This window comes from Variovorax sp. ISS6, from assembly GCF_056523145.1.
Genome location: NZ_JAWRZC010000001.1, coordinates 6,541,941 through 6,560,088, shown reverse-complemented (window position 1 = coordinate 6,560,088; position 18,148 = coordinate 6,541,941). Strand labels below are relative to the sequence as shown.

Sequence of the window (18,148 nt, the reverse complement as noted above, 5' to 3'; positions counted from 1 at the left end):
GTCACAGCATGTGACGGCGCCGCGTTCAGCGCGCGGGGCTGAACAGGTCGACGCGGTCGGTGATGATGCCGTCGGTGCCCAGGTCGATCAGGCGCTGCGCGGCCCAGTCGTCGTTGACCGTGTAGCTCAGCGCGCGCAGGCCGGCGCCGTGCACCTGCGCCACCACGGCGGCGTCCCACAGCGCATGGTTGCAGACGATGGCCACGCAGCCGAGTTCGCGCGCGGTCTCGAGCCAGCCGTTCCAGAGCGTGTCGAGCAGCAGGCCGCGCGGCAGTTCGGGCGCGGCGGTCGCCGCGCCCTTCAGCGCATCGACCTGGAACGAGGTCAGCAGCGGCGGGACGGCCGCATCGCGCCACAGCGCCGCGGCCTGCCGCGCCACCGCCTCGCCGGTTTCGCGCTCGGTGCCCGGCGTGGGCTTGATCTCGATGTTCAGCAGGTGGCCGTTGGCCAGGCAGAAGCGCGCGAGGTTCTCGAGCGTGGGCAGCGGCTCGCCCGCGAAGGCGCGCGAATGCCAGCCGCCCGCGTCGAGCTGAGCCAGTTCGCTCCAGGGCTTCCGGCCGCCGATGCCTCGGCCGCTGGTGGTGCGTTCCAGCGTGGCGTCGTGCATCAGGAACACCACGCCGTCGGCGCTGAGCTTGGCATCGCATTCGAACATGCGATAGCCGTGCGCGGCGCCGAAGCGGAAGGCCGCGAGCGTGTTCTCGGGCGCGAGCTTGCCGGCGCCGCGGTGGGCGATCCAGCGTGGATAGGGCCAGGGCGTGCTCATTCCGCGCTCATTCCGCGCGTTTGCCGGAGCCGGCGTCGAACCAGTGCAGCTTGTCCTCGCGCGCGGCGATCTTCACCGTGTCGCCCGCCATCGGCGGCCGGTCGGCCTCGTCGGTGCGCATGATGATCTGCTCGTCGCCGATGCGGCCGTAGACCAGGCGCTCGGCGCCCAGCAGCTCGACCTGCTCCACCTGCACCGACCAGCCGTTCTCGTCGAGCGCCATGTGCTCCGGGCGGATGCCCAGGATCTGGCCCGGACGCACGCCTGGCGCGTGGCGCAGCAGGTTCATCGGCGGCGAGCCGATGAAGCTCGCGACGAAGGTGGTGGCGGGGCGCGAATAGACCTCCTCGGGCGTCGCGAACTGGTCCATCACGCCGCCGTTCATCACGATGATGCGCTGCGCCAGCGTCATGGCCTCGACCTGGTCGTGGGTGACGAACAGCGAGGTGATGCCGAGCTCGCGGTGCAGCTTCTGGATCTCGAGGCGGGTCTGCGCGCGCAGCTTGGCGTCGAGGTTCGACAGCGGCTCGTCGAACAGGAACACCTGCGGCTGGCGCACGATGGCGCGGCCCATGGCCACGCGCTGGCGCTGGCCGCCCGAGAGCTCGCGCGGCTTGCGCTCGAGCAGGTGGCCCAGTTCGAGGATCTTCGCGGCCTTGTCCACGCGGACCTTGATCTCGGCCGTCGGCACCTTCGCGATCTTCAGGCCGTAGGCCATGTTCGCGAACACCGTCATGTGCGGATAGAGCGCGTAGTTCTGGAACACCATCGCGATGTCGCGCTCGGAGGGCTCGAGCTGGTTCACCACCTTGTTGCCGATGGCGATCTCGCCGGCGGAGATCTCCTCCAGGCCCGCCACCATGCGCAGCAGCGTGGACTTGCCGCAGCCCGACGGGCCGACGATGACGACGAACTCGTGGTCGGCGATCTCGGCGCTCACGCCGTGGATGACCTGGTTGGCCTTGGGCCCGTGGCCGTAGCGCTTGATGACGTTGCGTAGGGAAATGGCAGCCATGTTTTCAGTTCAGCGTTTTATTTGTCGGTATCGACCAGGCCCTTGACGAACCACTTCTGCATCAGCACCACCACCACCGCGGGCGGCAGCATGGCCAGCACGGCCGTGGCCATCACCACGTTCCAGTCCACCGGCGACTCGCCGTTGCCGATCATGGCCTTGATGCCGACGACGATCGGGTACATGTCCTCGCTGGTGGCGGCGATCAGCGGCCACAGGTACTGGTTCCAGCCGTAGATGAACTGGATCACGAACAGCGCCGCGATGCTGGTCTTCGACAGCGGCAGCAGGATGTCCTTGAAGAAGCGCATCGGCCCGGCGCCGTCGACGCGCGCGGCCTCGACCAGCTCGTCGGGCACCGTCAGGAAGAACTGCCGGAACAGGAAGGTGGCGGTCGCCGACGCGATCAACGGTATCGAGAGGCCGGCGAAGCTGTTGATCATGCCGAGGCTGGCCACGACCTGGTAGGTCGGGCCGATGCGCACCTCGACCGGCAGCATCAGCGTGATGAAGATCAGCCAGAAGCACAGGCCGCGCAGCGGAAAGCGGAAATACACCACCGCGAAGGCCGACAGCAGCGAGATGCTGATCTTGCCGAAAGTGATGACGAGCGTGATGACCGTGCTCACCCAGATCATCCGTGCCACCGACACGTTGGCGCTGGTGCGCCCGCCGCCGGTCAGCGCCGCCTTGTAGGTTTCCCAGAAGTTGCTGCCGGGCAGGATCGGCATCGGCGCCTGCATGATCTCCTGCGGCGTGTGGGTCGAGGCGATGAAGGCCAGGTAGATCGGGAACATCACCAGCAGCACGCCGATGATCATGATCACGTGCGCGAGGATGCCCAGGGAGGGACGGCGCTCAACCATGGCGGGCCTCCGTGGCGTTGGCCGCGCGGCGCGCGGGGAAGAGGGGATGCATGGGGGCGGTCATCAGTACTGGACCTTCTTCTCGACGTAGCGGAACTGCACCACCGTCAGCGCGATGACGATCACCATCAGCACCACCGACTGGGCCGCGGCGCCGCCGAAGTCCATGCCGCGGAAGCCGTCGAAGTACACGCGGTAGACCAGCGTGGCGGTGTCCTTGCCGGGGCCGCCCTGGGTGGTGGCGTCGATGATCGCGAAGGTGTCGAAGAAGGCGTACACCATGTTGATCACCAGCAGGAAGAAGGTGGTGGGCGTCAGCAGCGGGAACTGGATGGTCCAGAAGCGGCGCATCGGGCGCGCGCCGTCCATGGCGGCGGCCTCGATCAGCGACTTCGGGATCGACTGCAGGCCCGCGAGGAAGAACAGGAAGTTGTAGGAGATCTGCTTCCAGACCGAGGCCATCACGACCAGCGCCATGGCGTGGTCGCCGTTGAGCAGGTGGTTCCAGTTGAACCCGATCTTCTTGAGCCAGTAGGCCACGATGCCGATCGAGGAGGAAAACATGAACGACCACAGCAGGCCGGTCACGACGGGGGCGACCGCGTACGGCAGGATCAGCACGCTGCGGTAGAAGCGCGTGCCGCGCACCACGCGGTCGGCGAACACCGCCAGCACCAGGGCGATGCTCAGGCCCAGGACCGTCACCAGCACCGAGAAGACGATGGTTGTGTGGAACGAGGCCATGTAGGTGCTGTCGTTCCACAGCGCCTCGAAGTTGTCCAGCCCCACCCAGGTGATCGAGTTGCCGAAGGCGTCCTGCTGCTGCAGCGACTGCACCAGCGCCTGGCCGGCGGGCCAGAAGAAGAAGACGCCGACGACGATCAGCTGCGGCGCCAGCAATGCCCAGGGCAGCCAGTTCGAACGAAAGATGACGCGTTTTTCCATGGGGCAGGGCGTTCAGGTCACGGACACACTAAATAAGCAAACAGCCAGGACTGCACGGGTCAGCCTGGCTTGTTGCGGGTCAAACGAACCGAAACGAACATTCGTTCGCGCCGATCCGGGTGCGGAGCTTACTTGTTTGCGGCCTGGAATTTCACCAAAAGTTCGTTTCCGCGCTTCACGGCGCTGTCCAGCGCTTCCTTCGGGGTCTTCTTGCCGGTCCAGATCAGCTCGGTTTCCTCGTCCTCGATGGCGCGGATCTGGGGCAGGTTGCCCAGGCGCACGCCACGCGACTTGTCGGTGGTCTTCTTGATCATCTGGTTCACCGCGACGTCGGTGCCCGGGTTTTCCTTGTAGAAGCCGGCCTTCTCGGTCAGCTCGTAGGCGGCCGTGGTGATCGGCAGGTAGCCGGTGCGCATGTGGCTTTCCGACTGCACCTTGGGGCTCGACAGGAAGCTGAAGAACGCGGCCACGCCCTTGTAGTTGGCGGCCGGCTTGCCCGACATCACCCACAGGCTGGCGCCACCGACGATCGTGTTCTGCGGCGCGCCCTGCACGTCCGGGTAGTAGGGCAGCGCCGATTCGGCGAACTTGAACTTGGCGTCGCGCTTCACGCTGGCATAGCTGCCCGACGAGCCGATGAACATCGCGCATTCACCCGAGGTGAACGAGGTGATCGGCTTGCTGGCGCGGCCCTTGTAGACGAACAGGCCCTGCTTGGACATGTTCGACAGGTTCTCGAAGTGGCGCACGTGCAGCGGCGAGTTGAATTCCAGGCGGGCGTCGAGGCCGCCGAAGCCGTTGTTCTTCGAGGCGTACGAGGTGTTGTGCCAGGCCGAGAAGCTCTCGAGCTGGGCCCAGCTCATCCACGAGGTGGTGAACGGGCACTGGCTGCCGCTGGCCTTGAGCTTGGCGGCCGCCGAGACCACTTCGGGCCAGGTGGCGGGGGCCTTCTCGGGGTCGAGGCCGGCGTTCTTGAAGGCGTCCTTGTTGTAATAGAACACCGTCGTCGAACTGTTGAACGGGAACGACAGCATCTGGCCGTTGGGGGCGGTGTAGTAGCCGGCCACCGCGGGGATGTAGGCCTTGGGGTCGAACTTCTGGCCGCCTTCCTTCATGACGTCCGCCACGGGCTTGATCGCGCCCTTGGAATACATCATGGTGGCGGTGCCCACTTCGAACACCTGCAGGATGTCGGGCGCGTTGCCCGAGCGGTAGGCCGCGATGCCGGCCGCCATCGACTGGTCGTATTCGCCCTTGTAGGTGGGCACGACCTTGTAGTCCTTCTGGCTCTCGTTGAACTGCTTGGCGAGGTCGTTGACCCAGTCGTTGAGGGCGCCGTCCATCGAGTGCCACCACTGGATCTCGGTCTGGGCCTGGGCAAGGGCTGGCACGGCCAGAGCGGCAGCCAGCGTAGAGGCGATGGCGAGCGTCTTGAAGCGCATTAAGACTCCTGTAGGGAAAAGTAAGTAAAACCGGCGATGTTAGGTTACATACGTGACGGTTCTGCGGCTTTGTCGCACGGAGTGCACACGTCGAGAAACCCGGGTAAACCCCCTTGGACGACAGGGCGCTCGCGCGCCGGGCCCCTGCTTGCTGCGCTGCACCATGCTAGCATCGCCCTCCCTTTTTCGGCCTAGCCTGTTGCCATGGCCGGGGCTACCGCGAGCAGCAGCATGAGCAGCAAGACCTCCCTCGACAAAAGCAAGATCAAGTTTCTTCTGCTCGAGGGTATCCACCCCTCGGCCGTGGAGGTGCTCCATGCGGCGGGCTACACCAACGTCGAGTCGCTGCCGGGCGCGCTGCCCGACGAGCAGCTCAAGGCCAAGATCGCCGACGTGCACTTCCTCGGCATCCGCTCGCGCACCCAGCTGACGGCCGAGGTGTTCGCGGCCGCCCACAAGCTGGTGGCCGCCGGCTGCTTCTGCATCGGCACCAACCAGGTCGACCTCGAGGCCGCGCGCGAGCACGGCGTGGCGATCTTCAACGCGCCTTACTCCAACACCCGCTCGGTGGCCGAGCTGGTGCTGGCCGAGGCGATCCTGCTCTTGCGCGGCGTGCCCGAGAAGAGCGCGGTGGCGCACCGCGGCGGCTGGCTCAAGTCGGCCGAGAACGCCTTCGAGATCCGCGGCAAGACGCTGGGCATCGTGGGCTACGGCTCGATCGGCGCACAGCTGTCGGTGCTGGCCGAGGCGCTGGGCATGCACGTGGCCTTCTACGACGTGGTCACCAAGCTGCCGCTGGGCAATGCGCGCCAGGTGCGCGACCTGCACCAGTTGCTGGCGCAGAGCGACATCGTGACCCTGCACGTGCCCGAGACGCAGGCCACGCAATGGATGATCGGCGCGGCCGAGATCGCGGCCATGAAGGCCGGCTCGATCCTCATCAACGCCTCGCGCGGCACCGTGGTCGAGATCGACGCGCTGGCCGGCGCGCTGAAGGAGAAGAAGCTGCTGGGCGCCGCCATCGACGTGTTCCCGGTCGAGCCGCGCAGCAACAAGGACGAGTTCCAGTCGCCGCTGCGCGGACTCGACAACGTGATCCTCACGCCCCACATCGGCGGCTCGACGATGGAGGCGCAGGCCAACATCGGCCTCGAGGTGGCCGAGAAGCTGGTCAAGTACAGCGACAACGGCACCTCGACCTCGTCGGTCAACTTCCCCGAGGTGGCGCTGCCCGCGCATCCGGGCAAGCACCGTCTGCTGCACGTGCACCGCAACGTGCCGGGCGTGCTGTCGGAGATCAACAAGATCTTCTCGGACAACAACATCAACATCTCCTCGCAGTTCCTGCAGACCAACGAGAAGATCGGCTACGTGGTGATGGACATCGACGCCGCCTCCTCGGACCTCGCGCTCGAGAAGCTCGCGAAGGTGCAGGGCACGATCCGCAGCCGCGTGCTGTTCTGATGTTCTGACTTTCTCCCTCCCCCGGCGGGGGGAGGGCGCAATACCGGGCGCCAAGGCAGGGAGCGGTCCCCTGACCTAAAATCCTCACCCCGGCTATGGACGCGTGGCGCCCGGCCGAGGCCCCACCCCGATGAATGCTCCGACCGCGTTGAACGCGCTGCTGTCGCAGGCCGCAGAGCCCGCACGACTGCGTGAGATCCCCTACAACTACACCAGCTTCTCCGATCGCGAGATCGTGATCCGCCTGCTGGGCGAGCGCGCCTGGGAATTGCTCCAGACGCTGCGCGCCGAGCGCCGCACCGGCCGATCGGCGCGCATGCTCTACGAGGTGCTCGGCGACATCTGGGTCGTGCAGCGCAACCCCTACCTGATCGACGACCTGCTCGACAACCCGCGCCGCCGCGGCCTGCTGGTCGATGCGCTGCGGCATCGCCTGGCCGAGGTGCAGAAGCGCCGCACGCCCGACAGCGACCTGCCGCGCGACCAGCTCGTGGGCGAGCTCACGGCCCGCGTCGGCGAGGCCGTGCAGGCCTTCGACACCCTGTTCCGCGACGTCGCCGCGCTGCGCCGCAAGGCCACGCGCGTGCTGGGCCGGCTCACGGCCAAGGACAACATCAAGTTCGACGGCCTCTCGCGCGTGGCCCACGTCACCGATGCCACCGACTGGCGCGTGGAGTACCCCTTCGTCGTGCTGTGCCCCGACACCGAGGCCGAGATGGCGCTGCTGGTCAAGGGCTGCATCGAGCTGGGCCTGACCATCATTCCGCGCGGCGGCGGCACCGGCTACACCGGCGGCGCGATCCCGCTGACCTGGAACAGCGTGGTCATCAACACCGAGAAGCTCGAGGCCATGACCGAGGTCGAGCTGGTCGCGCTGCCGGGCCTCGAGGCCCCCGTGCCCACCATCTGGACCGAGGCCGGCGTGGTCACGCAGCGCGTGGCCGACGCGGCCGAGCGCTCGGGCTACGTGTTCGCGGTCGACCCGACCTCGGCCGAGGCCTCGTGCGTCGGCGGCAACGTCGCGATGAACGCGGGCGGCAAGAAGGCCGTGCTGTGGGGCACCGCGCTCGACAACCTGGCCTCGTGGCGCATGGTCACGCCGCAGGCCGAATGGCTCGAGGTCACGCGCATCGGCCACAACCTCGGCAAGATCCACGACGCCGAGAGTGCGCTGTTCGAGCTCCAGTACTTCGCGGCCGACGGCAAGACGCCGCTGCGCACCGAGCGCCTCGACATCCCGGGCCGCACCTTCCGCAAGGAAGGCCTCGGCAAGGACGTGACCGACAAGTTCCTCTCGGGCCTGCCGGGCATCCAGAAGGAAGGCTGCGACGGCCTGATCACGAGCTGCCGCTGGGTGGTGCACCGCATGCCGGCGCACACGCGCACCGTCTGCCTCGAGTTCTTCGGCAACGCCAAGGACGCGGTGCCCAGCATCGTCGAGATCAAGGACTTCATGTTCGCCGAGCAGAAGCGCTCGGGCGTGCTGCTGGCCGGCCTCGAGCACCTCGACGACCGCTATCTGAAGGCCGTGGGCTACGCCACCAAGTCGAAGAAGCACGGCGGCCTGCCGAAGATGGTGCTGTTCGGCGACATCGCGGGCGACGACGCCGACGCGGTGGCGCGCGTCACCTCCGAGGTGGTGCGCATCGCCAACTCGCGCAGCGGCGAGGGCTTCATCGCCATCAGCCCCGAGGCGCGCAAGAAGTTCTGGCTCGACCGCAAGCGCACCGCCGCGATCAGCCGCCACACCAACGCCTTCAAGATCAACGAGGACGTGGTGATCCCGCTGCCGCGCATGGCCGAGTACAGCGACGGCATCGAGCGCATCAACATCGAGCTCTCGCTGCGCAACAAGCTCGCGCTGGTCGACGAGCTCGAGAAGTTCTTCGTGCACGGCAACCTGCCGCTGGGCAAGACCGACGATGCCAACGAGATCCCCTCGGCCGAGCTGCTCGAGGACCGCGTGGCGCAGGCCGTGGCGCTGCTGCAGGAGGTGCGCGCGCTGTGGGCCGGCTGGCTCGACGAGGTCGATGCGCTGTTCCCGCAGCTGCAGGACCATTCGCTGCGCGCGAGCTGGAAGACCCAGCTGCGCCAGCCGCTGTCGGCCATCTTCGCGGGCGCCGCCTTCGCGCCGATCCTGGCCGAGTGCACGGCGATCCACAAGCGCGTGCTCAAGGGACGCGTGTGGGTCGCGCTGCACATGCATGCGGGCGACGGCAACGTGCACACCAACATCCCGGTCAACAGCGACAACTACGAGATGCTGCAGACCGCGCACGAGGCGGTCGCGCGCATCATGAAGCTGGCGCGCCGGCTCGACGGCGTGATCTCGGGCGAGCACGGCATCGGCATCACCAAGCTCGAGTTCCTGTCGGACGACGAGCTGCGTCCCTTCGCCGAGTACAAGCAGCGCGTCGACCCCGAGGGCCGCTTCAACAAGGGCAAGCTGCTGCGCGAGCCGGGTGCCGGCGCGCAGTCGCTGCATGCCGACCTGACCAATGCCTACACGCCGAGCTTCGGCCTGATGGGGCACGAGTCGATCATCATGCAGCAGAGCGACATCGGCGCCATCGCCGACAGCGTCAAGGACTGCCTGCGCTGCGGCAAGTGCAAGCCGGTGTGCGCCACCCACGTGCCGCGCGCCAACCTGCTCTACAGCCCGCGCAACAAGATCCTCGCGACTTCGCTCCTGGTCGAGGCCTTCCTCTACGAGGAGCAGACCCGGCGCGGCGTGAGCATCAAGCACTGGGAGGAGTTCGAGGACGTGGCCGACCACTGCACGGTGTGCCACAAGTGCCTCACGCCCTGCCCGGTGAAGATCGACTTCGGCGACGTGTCGATGAACATGCGCAACCTGCTGCGCAAGATGGGGCAGAAGAGCTTCCGTCCCGGCAACGCGGCCGCGATGTTCTTCCTCAACGCGACCAATCCGCAGACCATCAAGACGGTGCGCGCGGGCATGGTGGGCATCGGCTTCAAGGCGCAGCGCATGGCCAACGACCTGCTGCGCGGCCTCGCGAAGAAGCAGACGGCGGCGCCGCCGGCCTCGCTCGGGCCGGCGCCGGTCAAGGAGCAGGTGATCCACTTCATCAACAAGAAGATGCCGGGCAACCTGCCGAAGAAGACGGCGCGCGCGCTGCTCGACATCGAGGACGCCGACTACGTGCCGATCATCCGCAACCCCAAGGCCACGACCTCGGAGACCGAGGCGGTGTTCTATTTCCCGGGCTGCGGCTCGGAGCGGCTGTTCTCGCAGGTCGGGCTCGCGACGCAGGCCATGCTCTGGCATGCGGGCGTGCAGACGGTGCTGCCGCCGGGCTACCTGTGCTGCGGCTATCCGCAGCGCGGCAGCGGCCAGTTCGACAAGGCCGAGAAGATGATCACGGACAACCGCGTGCTGTTCCACCGGGTGGCGAACACGCTCAACTACCTCGACATCAAGACGGTGGTGGTGAGTTGCGGCACCTGCTACGACCAGCTGCAGGGCTACCAGTTCGACAAGATCTTCCCGGGCTGCCGGATCATCGACATCCACGAGTACCTGCTCGAGAAGGGCATCACGCTGGGCGACGCCGGCGGTGCCGGCTACCTCTACCACGACCCCTGCCACACGCCGATGAAGCAGCAGGACCCGATGAAAACGGTAAAGGCGCTGGTCGGCGACAACGTGCTCAAGAATGACCGCTGCTGCGGCGAGTCGGGCACGCTGGGCGTGTCGCGGCCCGACATCTCGACGCAGATCCGCTTCCGCAAGGAAGAGGAGCTGAAGAAGGGCGAGGCCGCGCTGCGCGACGGCGGCAAGATCGGCGCCGGCGAGAACGTGAAGATCCTCACCAGCTGCCCGAGCTGCCTGCAGGGCCTGTCGCGCTACGGCAGCGACCTGAACAACGGCCTGCTCGAGGCCGACTACATCGTGGTCGAGATGGCCAACAAGATCCTCGGCGCCGACTGGATGCCCGAGTACGTGGCGGCCGCGAACCAGGGTGGCATCGAACGGGTGCTGGTGTGAGCGCGGCGCCGGGCTGCGTGCTGTGCGAGGGGCCCGGCGGGCGCCTCGTGTTCGAGGGCGCGAAGCTGCGCGTGATCCATGCGCAGGAGGCGGGCTTCCCGGCCTTCTACCGCGTCGTGTGGGCCGCGCATGCGCCCGAGTTCTCCGACCTCGATGCGGCCGACCGCGTGCGGTGCATGGAGGCCGTGACGGTGGTCGAGCAGTGCCTGCGCGAGCACCTGCGGCCGGCGAAGATCAACCTGGCCGCGCTCGGCAACATGGTGGCGCACCTGCATTGGCACGTGATCGCGCGCTTCGCGGACGACAGCCATTTCCCGGGCTCGGTGTGGGCCGGCGCGCAGCGCGAACGCGATGCTGAGCGCGAAGCGCAAGTCGCGGCGAGCCTGCCGGCCGCGGAGGCTGCGATGATCGAGCGCCTCGGCCGCATGGATGGTCGAGGCATCTGAGGAGTTCGCGATGGCAGGCTTGAAACAGGGCGCACCGACGCCGCAATCGATCACCGTTCACGGCCGCTCGCGCGTGCTCGAGGTGGGCTTCTCCGATGGCGCCACCTTCCGCATTCCGTTCGAGCTGATGCGCATCCATTCGCCCTCGGCCGAGGTGCAGGGCCATGGCCCGGGCCAGGAGACGCTGCAGACCGGCAAGCGCGAGGTCGAGCTGGTCGCGCTCGAGCCGGTGGGCAACTACGCGGTGCAGCCCACCTTCAGCGACGGGCACGACACCGGCATCTACTCGTGGGACCTGCTGTATCAGCTGGGCTCGCAAGAGGCCGAACTCTGGGCCGCCTACGAGCGGAAGCTGGCCGAAGCGGGCGTCGATCGCGATGCACCGATGGCCGCGAAGGGCGGCCACGCCTGCGGCAGCCATTGACCGGCGTTTGCTATTGAAAGCATAGCTTCGTCGGTAGACGTGACGGGCGTTACAAGACCTCTGCGTTTGCAGAAAAAGCAACAAATGACCGCCGGTACAGCGGGGTCGTCGTCTTGATGCGAGGACGAACGGCCTAACATCGGTCGCATGACCACCACCCATTTCGGCTTCGAGAAAGTCGACGAGAGCGAGAAGGCCGGCCGCGTGCGCGGCGTGTTCGACTCGGTCGCCACGCGCTACGACCTGATGAACGACCTCATGTCCATGGGGCTTCACCGCGCATGGAAGGCCTACACCGTCATGGTCGCGAACGTCGGCGAAGGCTCGCGCGTGCTCGACATCGCGGGCGGCACCGGCGACCTCGCACTGGCCTTCGCGAAGAAGGTCGGCGCCAGCGGCCAGGTGGTCCACACCGACATCAACGAGGCCATGCTGCGCACCGGCCGCGACCGCCTGCTCGACGCCGGCGTGGTGCTGCCCACCACGGTCTGCGACGCCGAGAAGCTGCCCTTCCCCGACGACCACTTCGACGTCGTCACCGTCGCCTTCGGCCTGCGCAACATGACGCACAAGGACGTCGCGCTCAAGGAGATGAACCGCGTGCTCAAGCCGCGCGGCAAGCTGCTGGTGCTCGAGTTCTCGAAGGTCGCGAAGCCGCTCGAGAAGGTCTACGACTGGTACTCCTTCAACGTGCTGCCGCGCCTGGGCAAGGTGGTGGCGGGCGACGACGCGAGCTACCGCTACCTGGCCGAATCGATCCGCATGCATCCGGGCCAGGACGAGCTCAAGTCCCTCATGAAAGAGGGCGGTTTCGGGCATGTGGACTATCACAACATGACGGGTGGCGTGGTCGCCCTCCATGTTGGAATCAAGTGTTGATCAGACGAGATTTCGTTCGAGAGGAGACGTTATGAAGAGTTTGGGTACTTTGCTTCTGGCCGGCGCACTGGCGCTCGTCAGCATCCAGGCCGACGCCGCACGCATGGGCGGTGGCAAGTCGGTCGGCCGCCAATCCTCGAACGTGACGCAACGCCAGGCCACGCCGCCGGCCGCGCCCGCGCAACAGAACGCCGCCAACGCGGCGCCGAAGCCCGGCACGCCGGCGCCCGCCGCCGCGGCTCCGAAGCGTCCGTGGGGCGCCATGCTCGGCGGCCTGGCCGCGGGCCTGGGCCTCGCCTGGCTCGCGAACTCGCTGGGCCTGGGCGCGGGCTTCGCCAACATCCTGCTGATCGGCCTGCTGGTGCTGGCCGCGGTGTTCGTGTGGCGCATGATCAAGTCGCGCTCGCAGCCCGCCGGTGCACGCCAGGGCGGCTTCGCCTTCCAGGGCGCGGGCGGTCCGGGCAACCCGGCGGCGCCGGCGCAGTACAGCCCGAACAACGTCGGCAACGATGCCTCGGCCCGTCCGTGGGAGCGCAACACGACGAACTTCGATGCCACGCCCGCCGCGACCTCGCACGGCAGCAGCCTCTCGTCCGCGGGTGCCGCGGCCGGTGGCGGCAGCATGATCGGCTCGGCCCTCGCGGGTTCGCAGAGCTGGGGCATTCCGGCCGGCTTCGACGTCGACGGTTTCCTGGCCGCGGCCAAGCGCAACTTCGTGACGCTGCAGGACGCCTGGGACCGCGCCGACATCACCATGCTGCGTTCGATGATGACCGACGAGATGATCGCGGAGATCCGCAGCCAGCTCGCCGACCGCGCCAGCCACACCGGTGGCGCGTCGAACAAGACCGAGGTCGTGATGCTCGACGCCAAGCTGCTCGGCATCGAGGAACTGGCCGATGCCTACATGGCCAGCGTGGAGTTCTCCGGCATGATCCGCGAAGACGCCTCGGCGGGCCCGGGCCCGTTCCGCGAAGTCTGGAACATGACGCGCCCGACCACCGGCGGCAACGGCTGGCTCGTGGCCGGCGTGCAAGCCCTGCAATAAGCAGCGGCTTCGAGGGCGGCCCGGCCGCCTGCAGAAAGGATAATGGGGACCATGGCCACACCATCGTCCCCTTTTTCTTTGCTCGGCGATCTGTTCAATCGTGTCGGCGAGCGCCTGCAGCCCCCGCCCTGGGCCGTGCACGAGATCCAGCACCGCGCCGTGCTGTTCCTCAACCACGTGCTGCAGCAGGAGCCCGAGGCCCAGCAGCGGCTGGTGCGCCAGCAGGGCCGCGTGGTACGCTTCCAGTGGCGCTTCGTCACGATGGAACTGGTGGCCACGCCCGCCGGCCTGCTCGACCTGGCACCGCCGGGCTCGGTGCCAGAGCTCACGCTGTCGGTCACCGATGACAACCCCTTCGAGATCGCGCGCGCCACGCTGCGCGGCGACAAGCCCTCGGTGCAGATCGTGGGCGACGTGCAGCTCGCGGCCGAGGTCAACTGGCTGGTCGACCACGTGCGCTGGGACGTCGAGGACGACCTCGCGCGCGTGATCGGCGACGTGCCCGCGCATGCCATCGGCAATGCGGTGCGGCGCGTGGTGGGCGCGTTGCGCCAGTTCGTGGGCAACCGCGCGGCGGCCGGCAGATCCGGTATCGGTTCGGCGGGCACCGCCGAATGAGCCGCTTCTACCGCAGCCTCTTCATCGTCTGGGTCGCGCTGCGCTACGGCCTCGACGAGCTCGTGCTCACGAGCTTCCAGAAGCCCTGGCTGCGCGTGGTCGCGCGCATCGTCTCCTTCGGCCGCCGGCTCGATGCACCGCGCGGCCAGCGCCTGCGCGAGGCGCTCGAGCGGCTGGGCCCGATCTTCGTCAAGTTCGGCCAGGTGCTCTCCACGCGGCGCGACCTGCTGCCGCCCGACATCGCCGACGAACTGACCTTCCTGCAGGACCGCGTGCCGCCGTTCCCCTCGGCAGTGGCGGTGGCGACCATCGAGCGCGCGTTCCGCCGGCCCGTCGGCGACGTGTTCGTGCAGTTCGACGAAACGCCGATCGCGAGCGCCTCGATCGCGCAGGTGCACTTCGCGACCATCCGCACCGGCGACGGCCAGCTGCGCGAGGTGGCGGTCAAGGTGCTGCGCCCCAACATGCGCGGCGTGATCGAGAAGGACCTGGGCCTGATGGCCATGATGGCCGGCTGGGTCGAGAAGCTCTCGCCCGACGGCAAGCGGCTCAAGCCGCGCGAGGTGGTGGCCGAGTTCGACAAGTACCTGCACGACGAGCTCGACCTGGTGCGCGAGGCCGCCAATGCCGCGCAGCTGCGCCGCAACATGGCCTCGCTCGACCTGGTGCTGATCCCCGAGATGTTCTGGGACTTCTGCCATCCCGAGGTGATCGTGATGGAACGCATGAAGGGCGTGCCGATCGCGCAGCTCGAGCGGCTGCGCGCCGCCGGTGTCGACATCCCGAAGCTCGCGCGCGACGGCGTCACCATCTTCTTCACCCAGGTGTTCCGCGACGGCTTCTTCCATGCCGACATGCACCCGGGCAACATCCAGGTCAGCCTCGAGCCCCAGACCTTCGGGCGCTACATCTCGCTGGACTTCGGGATCATCGGCACGCTCACCGAGTCCGACAAGGAGTACCTGGCGCAGAACTTCGTGGCCTTCTTCCGGCGCGACTACAAGCGCGTGGCCGAGCTGCACCTCGAGAGCGGCTGGGTGCCCGAGGGCACGCGCATCGACGAGCTCGAGGCCGCGATCCGCACCGTCTGCGAGCCCTACTTCGACCGGCCGCTCAAGGAGATCTCGCTCGGCATGGTCTTGATGCGCCTCTTCCAGACCTCGCGCCGCTTCCATGTCGAGATCCAGCCGCAGCTGGTGCTGCTGCAGAAGACGCTGCTCAACATCGAGGGGCTGGGCCGCCAGCTCGACCCCGAACTCGACCTCTGGCACACGGCCAAGCCCTTCCTCGAGAAGTGGATGGTCGACCAGATCGGCCCCAAGAAGCTGTTCCAGCAGCTCAAGGACGAGGCGCCGCGGTACGCCAAGCTGTTGCCGGAATTGCCGCGCCTCTTGCACGATTTCCTGGAGAATCGGCCGCCCGACCACCGGCGCGAGCTGCTGGAGCTGCTGGCCGCGCAGAAGCGCACCAACCGGTTGCTCCAGTCCATCCTCTACGGTGGCATAGGTTTTGTATTGGGTCTGCTGGCCATGCAGTTGCTGGTGCGCGTTCGGATTTTCTGAACCGCGCGGGCGCTGGCCGCCACGGCCTGAAAGAAAGGCGTGCTGCCTTGGAACGAGGAAAGAGGAGAACCTGACGTGCTGCTGACCCTGGTCATCGTCTATCTGTTGCTCACCATCGCCATCGGCCTGTATGCGGCCCGGCGCGTGAAGAACACCACCGACTTCGCGATCGCCGGACGGCACCTGCCGCTCTTCATGATCGTCACGACCACCTTCGCGACCTGGTTCGGTTCCGAGACGGTGCTGGGCATCCCGGCCAAGTTCATCGAGGGCGGCCTCAACGGCGTGGTCGAGGACCCGTTCGGCGCCGGCACCTGCCTGATCCTCGTGGGCCTGTTCTTCGCGGGCAAGCTCTACCGCATGACCTTGCTGACCATCAGCGACTACTACCGCGAGCGCTACGGCCGCGGCGTGGAGGTGGCCTGCACGCTGATCATCATGCTGAGCTACCTGGGCTGGGTCTCGGCGCAGGTCACGGCGCTGGGCCTGGTGTTCAACGTGCTCTCGGGCGGCGCCATCGGGCTGTCGACCGGCATGGTGATCGGCGTGGTCTCGATCCTGGCCTACACGCTGTTCGGCGGCATGTGGTCGGTGGCGGTCACCGACTTCATCCAGATGATCATCCTGGTGGCCGGCCTGGCCATCATCGCGATGTTCGCGGGCAACATGGCCGGCGGCGCCGACAAGGTGGTCGCCTTCGCGGTCAGCAAGGACCTGTTCAAGTTCTGGCCCGAGCCCAACTGGCACGACATGGTCTTCTTCTTCGCGGCCGCCATCACCATGATGCTTGGCTCGATCCCGCAGCAGGACGTGTTCCAGCGCGTGATGTCGGCCAACAGCGTCAAGGCCGCCACCCGTGGCCCGGTGATCGGCGGCCTGGCGTACATCCTGTTCGCCTTCGTGCCGATGTTCCTCGTGGCCAGCGCGCTCCTGATCATGCCGGAGCAGACCGCCACGCTGCTCAAGGAGGATCCGCAGAAGGTGCTGCCCACGCTGGTGCTCGAGAAGATGCCGTTCGTGATGCAGGTGCTGTTCTTCGGTGCGCTGCTGTCGGCCATCAAGTCGACCGCCTCGGCCACCTTGCTGGCGCCCAGCGTCACCTTCACCGAGAACATCTGGCGCCAGTTCCGGCCCTCGGGCACCGACCGCGAAAACCTCATGACGATGCGCATCACGGTGCTGCTGTTCAGCGCCGCGGTGCTGGCCTACGCGATCCGCATGCAGGGCACGCCGATCTACGAACTGGTTTCGGGCGCCTACCAGGTGCCGCTGGTCGGGGCCTTCGTCCCGCTGGTGTTCGGCCTCTACTGGAAGCGCGCCACCACCCAGGGAGCGATCGCCGCGATCCTGTTCGGCATCGGCACCTGGCTGCTGTTCATGGCCATGCCCTGGGGCGCGGTGTTCCCGGCCCAGCTCGCGGGGGTGCTGGCCTCGTTCGCGGGCATGGTGCTCGGCTCGCTGGCGCCGCAGTGGGTGGTGAACACTCACACGCCGCACCGCCCGCTGGCGACCGAAACGGCCTGAATCCGGCCCGGGGCGCAATCCCCCGGGGACGTCGGGCGGCCGGGGGGCGCCCCTATAATCGAGGGCTTTGCGAGCGGCCGCCTGGCCGCTTTCCCCACTCGATTTCCCATGCCCATCTACGCCTACAAGTGCAGCGCCTGCGGCTTCGCCAAGGATGCCCTGCAGAAGATGTCCGATCCGCCTCTGACGGTGTGTCCGGCATGCGGCGCGAGCGCGTTCGAAAAGCAGGTCACCGCGGCCGGATTCCAGCTCAAGGGCTCGGGCTGGTACGTCACCGACTTCCGCGACGGCGGCGGCAAGAAGTCCGAAGCCGCCACCGCGCCGGTCGCCTCGGGCGATGGCGCCGCCAAGTCCGCCGATGCGCCCGCCGCCGCGCCCAGCCCGGCACCCGCGCCGGCTCCCGCCCCCGCGCCGGCCGCCAAGAGCGCCGACTGAGGCGCCGAACCGCCCGCCGCTGTCCCAGAAGAGAAACCTCCCGATGCTCGCCCTGCGCAAATGGTTGCTGTCCGGCCTGCTGGTGATCGTGCCGCTGGTCATCACGCTCGGCGTGCTGAACTGGATCATCGGCACGCTCGACCAGACGCTGTGGCTGCTGCCCGAGCAGTGGCAGGTCTGGCTCAGCGACCACCGGGTGCGCGGCCTGGGCGTGCTGCTCACGCTGGCGATCCTGCTGGTGGTGGGCGCCGCCGCGAGCAATTTCGTCGGCAAGCGCCTGCTCGGCTGGGGCGACGCCGTGGTGCGCCGCATCCCGGTGGTGCGCTCGATCTATTCGAGCGTCAAGCAGGTCTCCGACACGCTGTTCTCCGAGAACGGCAACGCCTTCCGCACCGCGGTGCTGGTGCAGTGGCCGCGCGAGGGCGTGTGGACCATCGCCTTCGTCACCGGCGCGCCCGGCAACGAGGTCGCGGAACACCTGGGCAACGAGGAGTTCCTCAGCGTCTACGTGCCCACCACGCCCAATCCCACGGGCGGCTACTTCGTGATGCTCAAGCGCAGCGACTGCATCGAGCTCCGGATGAGCGTGGACGAGGCGCTCAAGTACATCGTCTCGATGGGGGTGGTCGTTCCTGGCAGCCCCGCCAGCATCGCGACGACCAAACCGTCCAACCCATAAAAACGAACGCGCCGCAACGGCGCCGG

The 18,148-nt window shown here is 67.5% G+C and carries 16 protein-coding genes; 11 read left to right on the top strand and 5 right to left on the bottom strand.

The genetic code is table 11. From position 1 onward, the window contains the following. Positions 1-25: 25 nt before the first annotated feature. From ugpQ to ugpB, 5 genes are all read right to left on the bottom strand, one after another. A complete protein-coding gene (gene ugpQ, locus AC1HIL_RS30260) occupies positions 26-766 on the bottom strand; it encodes a glycerophosphodiester phosphodiesterase (RefSeq protein ID WP_296729598.1) in 741 nt (246 codons plus the stop codon). 7 nt (positions 767-773) lie between these two features. Continuing rightward, positions 774-1,781: a sn-glycerol-3-phosphate ABC transporter ATP-binding protein UgpC gene (gene ugpC / locus AC1HIL_RS30255; protein WP_413762475.1), complete on the bottom strand. Its 1,008-nt coding sequence runs from the start codon at positions 1,779-1,781 to the stop codon at positions 774-776. Between the two features lie 17 nt (positions 1,782-1,798). Continuing rightward, complete coding sequence (gene ugpE / locus AC1HIL_RS30250; RefSeq protein WP_057592066.1) at positions 1,799-2,647, bottom strand: sn-glycerol-3-phosphate ABC transporter permease UgpE; 849 nt, start codon at positions 2,645-2,647, stop codon at positions 1,799-1,801. Positions 2,648-2,710: 63 nt separating this feature from the next. Then, positions 2,711-3,592, bottom strand: coding sequence for a sn-glycerol-3-phosphate ABC transporter permease UgpA (gene ugpA / locus AC1HIL_RS30245; RefSeq protein WP_057592065.1), 882 nt, complete (start codon positions 3,590-3,592; stop codon positions 2,711-2,713). A gap of 128 nt (positions 3,593-3,720) precedes the next feature. After that, complete coding sequence (ugpB, locus tag AC1HIL_RS30240; RefSeq protein WP_057592064.1) at positions 3,721-5,034, bottom strand: sn-glycerol-3-phosphate ABC transporter substrate-binding protein UgpB; 1,314 nt, start codon at positions 5,032-5,034, stop codon at positions 3,721-3,723. A gap of 231 nt (positions 5,035-5,265) precedes the next feature. Here ugpB and serA point away from each other — a divergent pair, with 231 nt between their 5' ends. The 11 genes from serA to AC1HIL_RS30185 all read left to right on the top strand — a co-directional run bounded on the left by serA (position 5,266) and on the right by AC1HIL_RS30185 (position 18,122). Next, complete coding sequence (gene serA, locus AC1HIL_RS30235) at positions 5,266-6,498, top strand: phosphoglycerate dehydrogenase (protein WP_057592118.1); 1,233 nt, start codon at positions 5,266-5,268, stop codon at positions 6,496-6,498. Between the two features lie 130 nt (positions 6,499-6,628). Continuing rightward, complete coding sequence (locus tag AC1HIL_RS30230; protein ID WP_261214000.1) at positions 6,629-10,507, top strand: FAD/FMN-binding oxidoreductase; 3,879 nt, start codon at positions 6,629-6,631, stop codon at positions 10,505-10,507. Next, positions 10,504-10,953 (top strand): HIT family protein, encoded by a 450-nt coding sequence (locus AC1HIL_RS30225; RefSeq protein WP_057592062.1) that lies wholly within the window; start codon positions 10,504-10,506, stop codon positions 10,951-10,953. Before AC1HIL_RS30230 ends, AC1HIL_RS30225 begins: the two co-directional genes overlap by 4 nt. A 10-nt stretch (positions 10,954-10,963) precedes the next feature. Further along, positions 10,964-11,377 (top strand): gamma-butyrobetaine hydroxylase family protein, encoded by a 414-nt coding sequence (locus tag AC1HIL_RS30220; protein WP_479670722.1) that lies wholly within the window; start codon positions 10,964-10,966, stop codon positions 11,375-11,377. A 147-nt stretch (positions 11,378-11,524) separates the two neighbouring features. Continuing rightward, positions 11,525-12,256: a bifunctional demethylmenaquinone methyltransferase/2-methoxy-6-polyprenyl-1,4-benzoquinol methylase UbiE gene (ubiE, locus tag AC1HIL_RS30215; protein WP_057592061.1), complete on the top strand. Its 732-nt coding sequence runs from the start codon at positions 11,525-11,527 to the stop codon at positions 12,254-12,256. A 31-nt stretch (positions 12,257-12,287) separates the two neighbouring features. Next, on the top strand, positions 12,288-13,304 hold the full coding sequence (locus tag AC1HIL_RS30210; RefSeq protein ID WP_057592060.1) for a Tim44 domain-containing protein: 1,017 nt from the start codon (positions 12,288-12,290) through the stop codon (positions 13,302-13,304). 51 nt (positions 13,305-13,355) lie between these two features. Next, entirely contained in the window at positions 13,356-13,922 is a 567-nt protein-coding gene (locus AC1HIL_RS30205) for a hypothetical protein (protein WP_057592116.1), read from the top strand. Continuing rightward, the gene (gene ubiB, locus AC1HIL_RS30200; RefSeq protein ID WP_479670721.1) at positions 13,919-15,484 is read left to right on the top strand and encodes a ubiquinone biosynthesis regulatory protein kinase UbiB; all 1,566 of its coding nucleotides are present in this window, start codon (positions 13,919-13,921) and stop codon (positions 15,482-15,484) included. Before AC1HIL_RS30205 ends, ubiB begins: the two co-directional genes overlap by 4 nt. Before the next feature lie 75 nt (positions 15,485-15,559). Beyond that, positions 15,560-17,008: a high affinity choline transporter 1 gene (locus AC1HIL_RS30195; RefSeq protein ID WP_261213993.1), complete on the top strand. Its 1,449-nt coding sequence runs from the start codon at positions 15,560-15,562 to the stop codon at positions 17,006-17,008. Between the two features lie 108 nt (positions 17,009-17,116). Further along, a complete protein-coding gene (locus AC1HIL_RS30190; protein ID WP_057592057.1) occupies positions 17,117-17,443 on the top strand; it encodes an FmdB family zinc ribbon protein in 327 nt (108 codons plus the stop codon). Positions 17,444-17,486: 43 nt separating this feature from the next. Continuing rightward, on the top strand, positions 17,487-18,122 hold the full coding sequence (locus AC1HIL_RS30185) for a DUF502 domain-containing protein (protein WP_057592056.1): 636 nt from the start codon (positions 17,487-17,489) through the stop codon (positions 18,120-18,122). Positions 18,123-18,148: the final 26 nt, after the last annotated feature.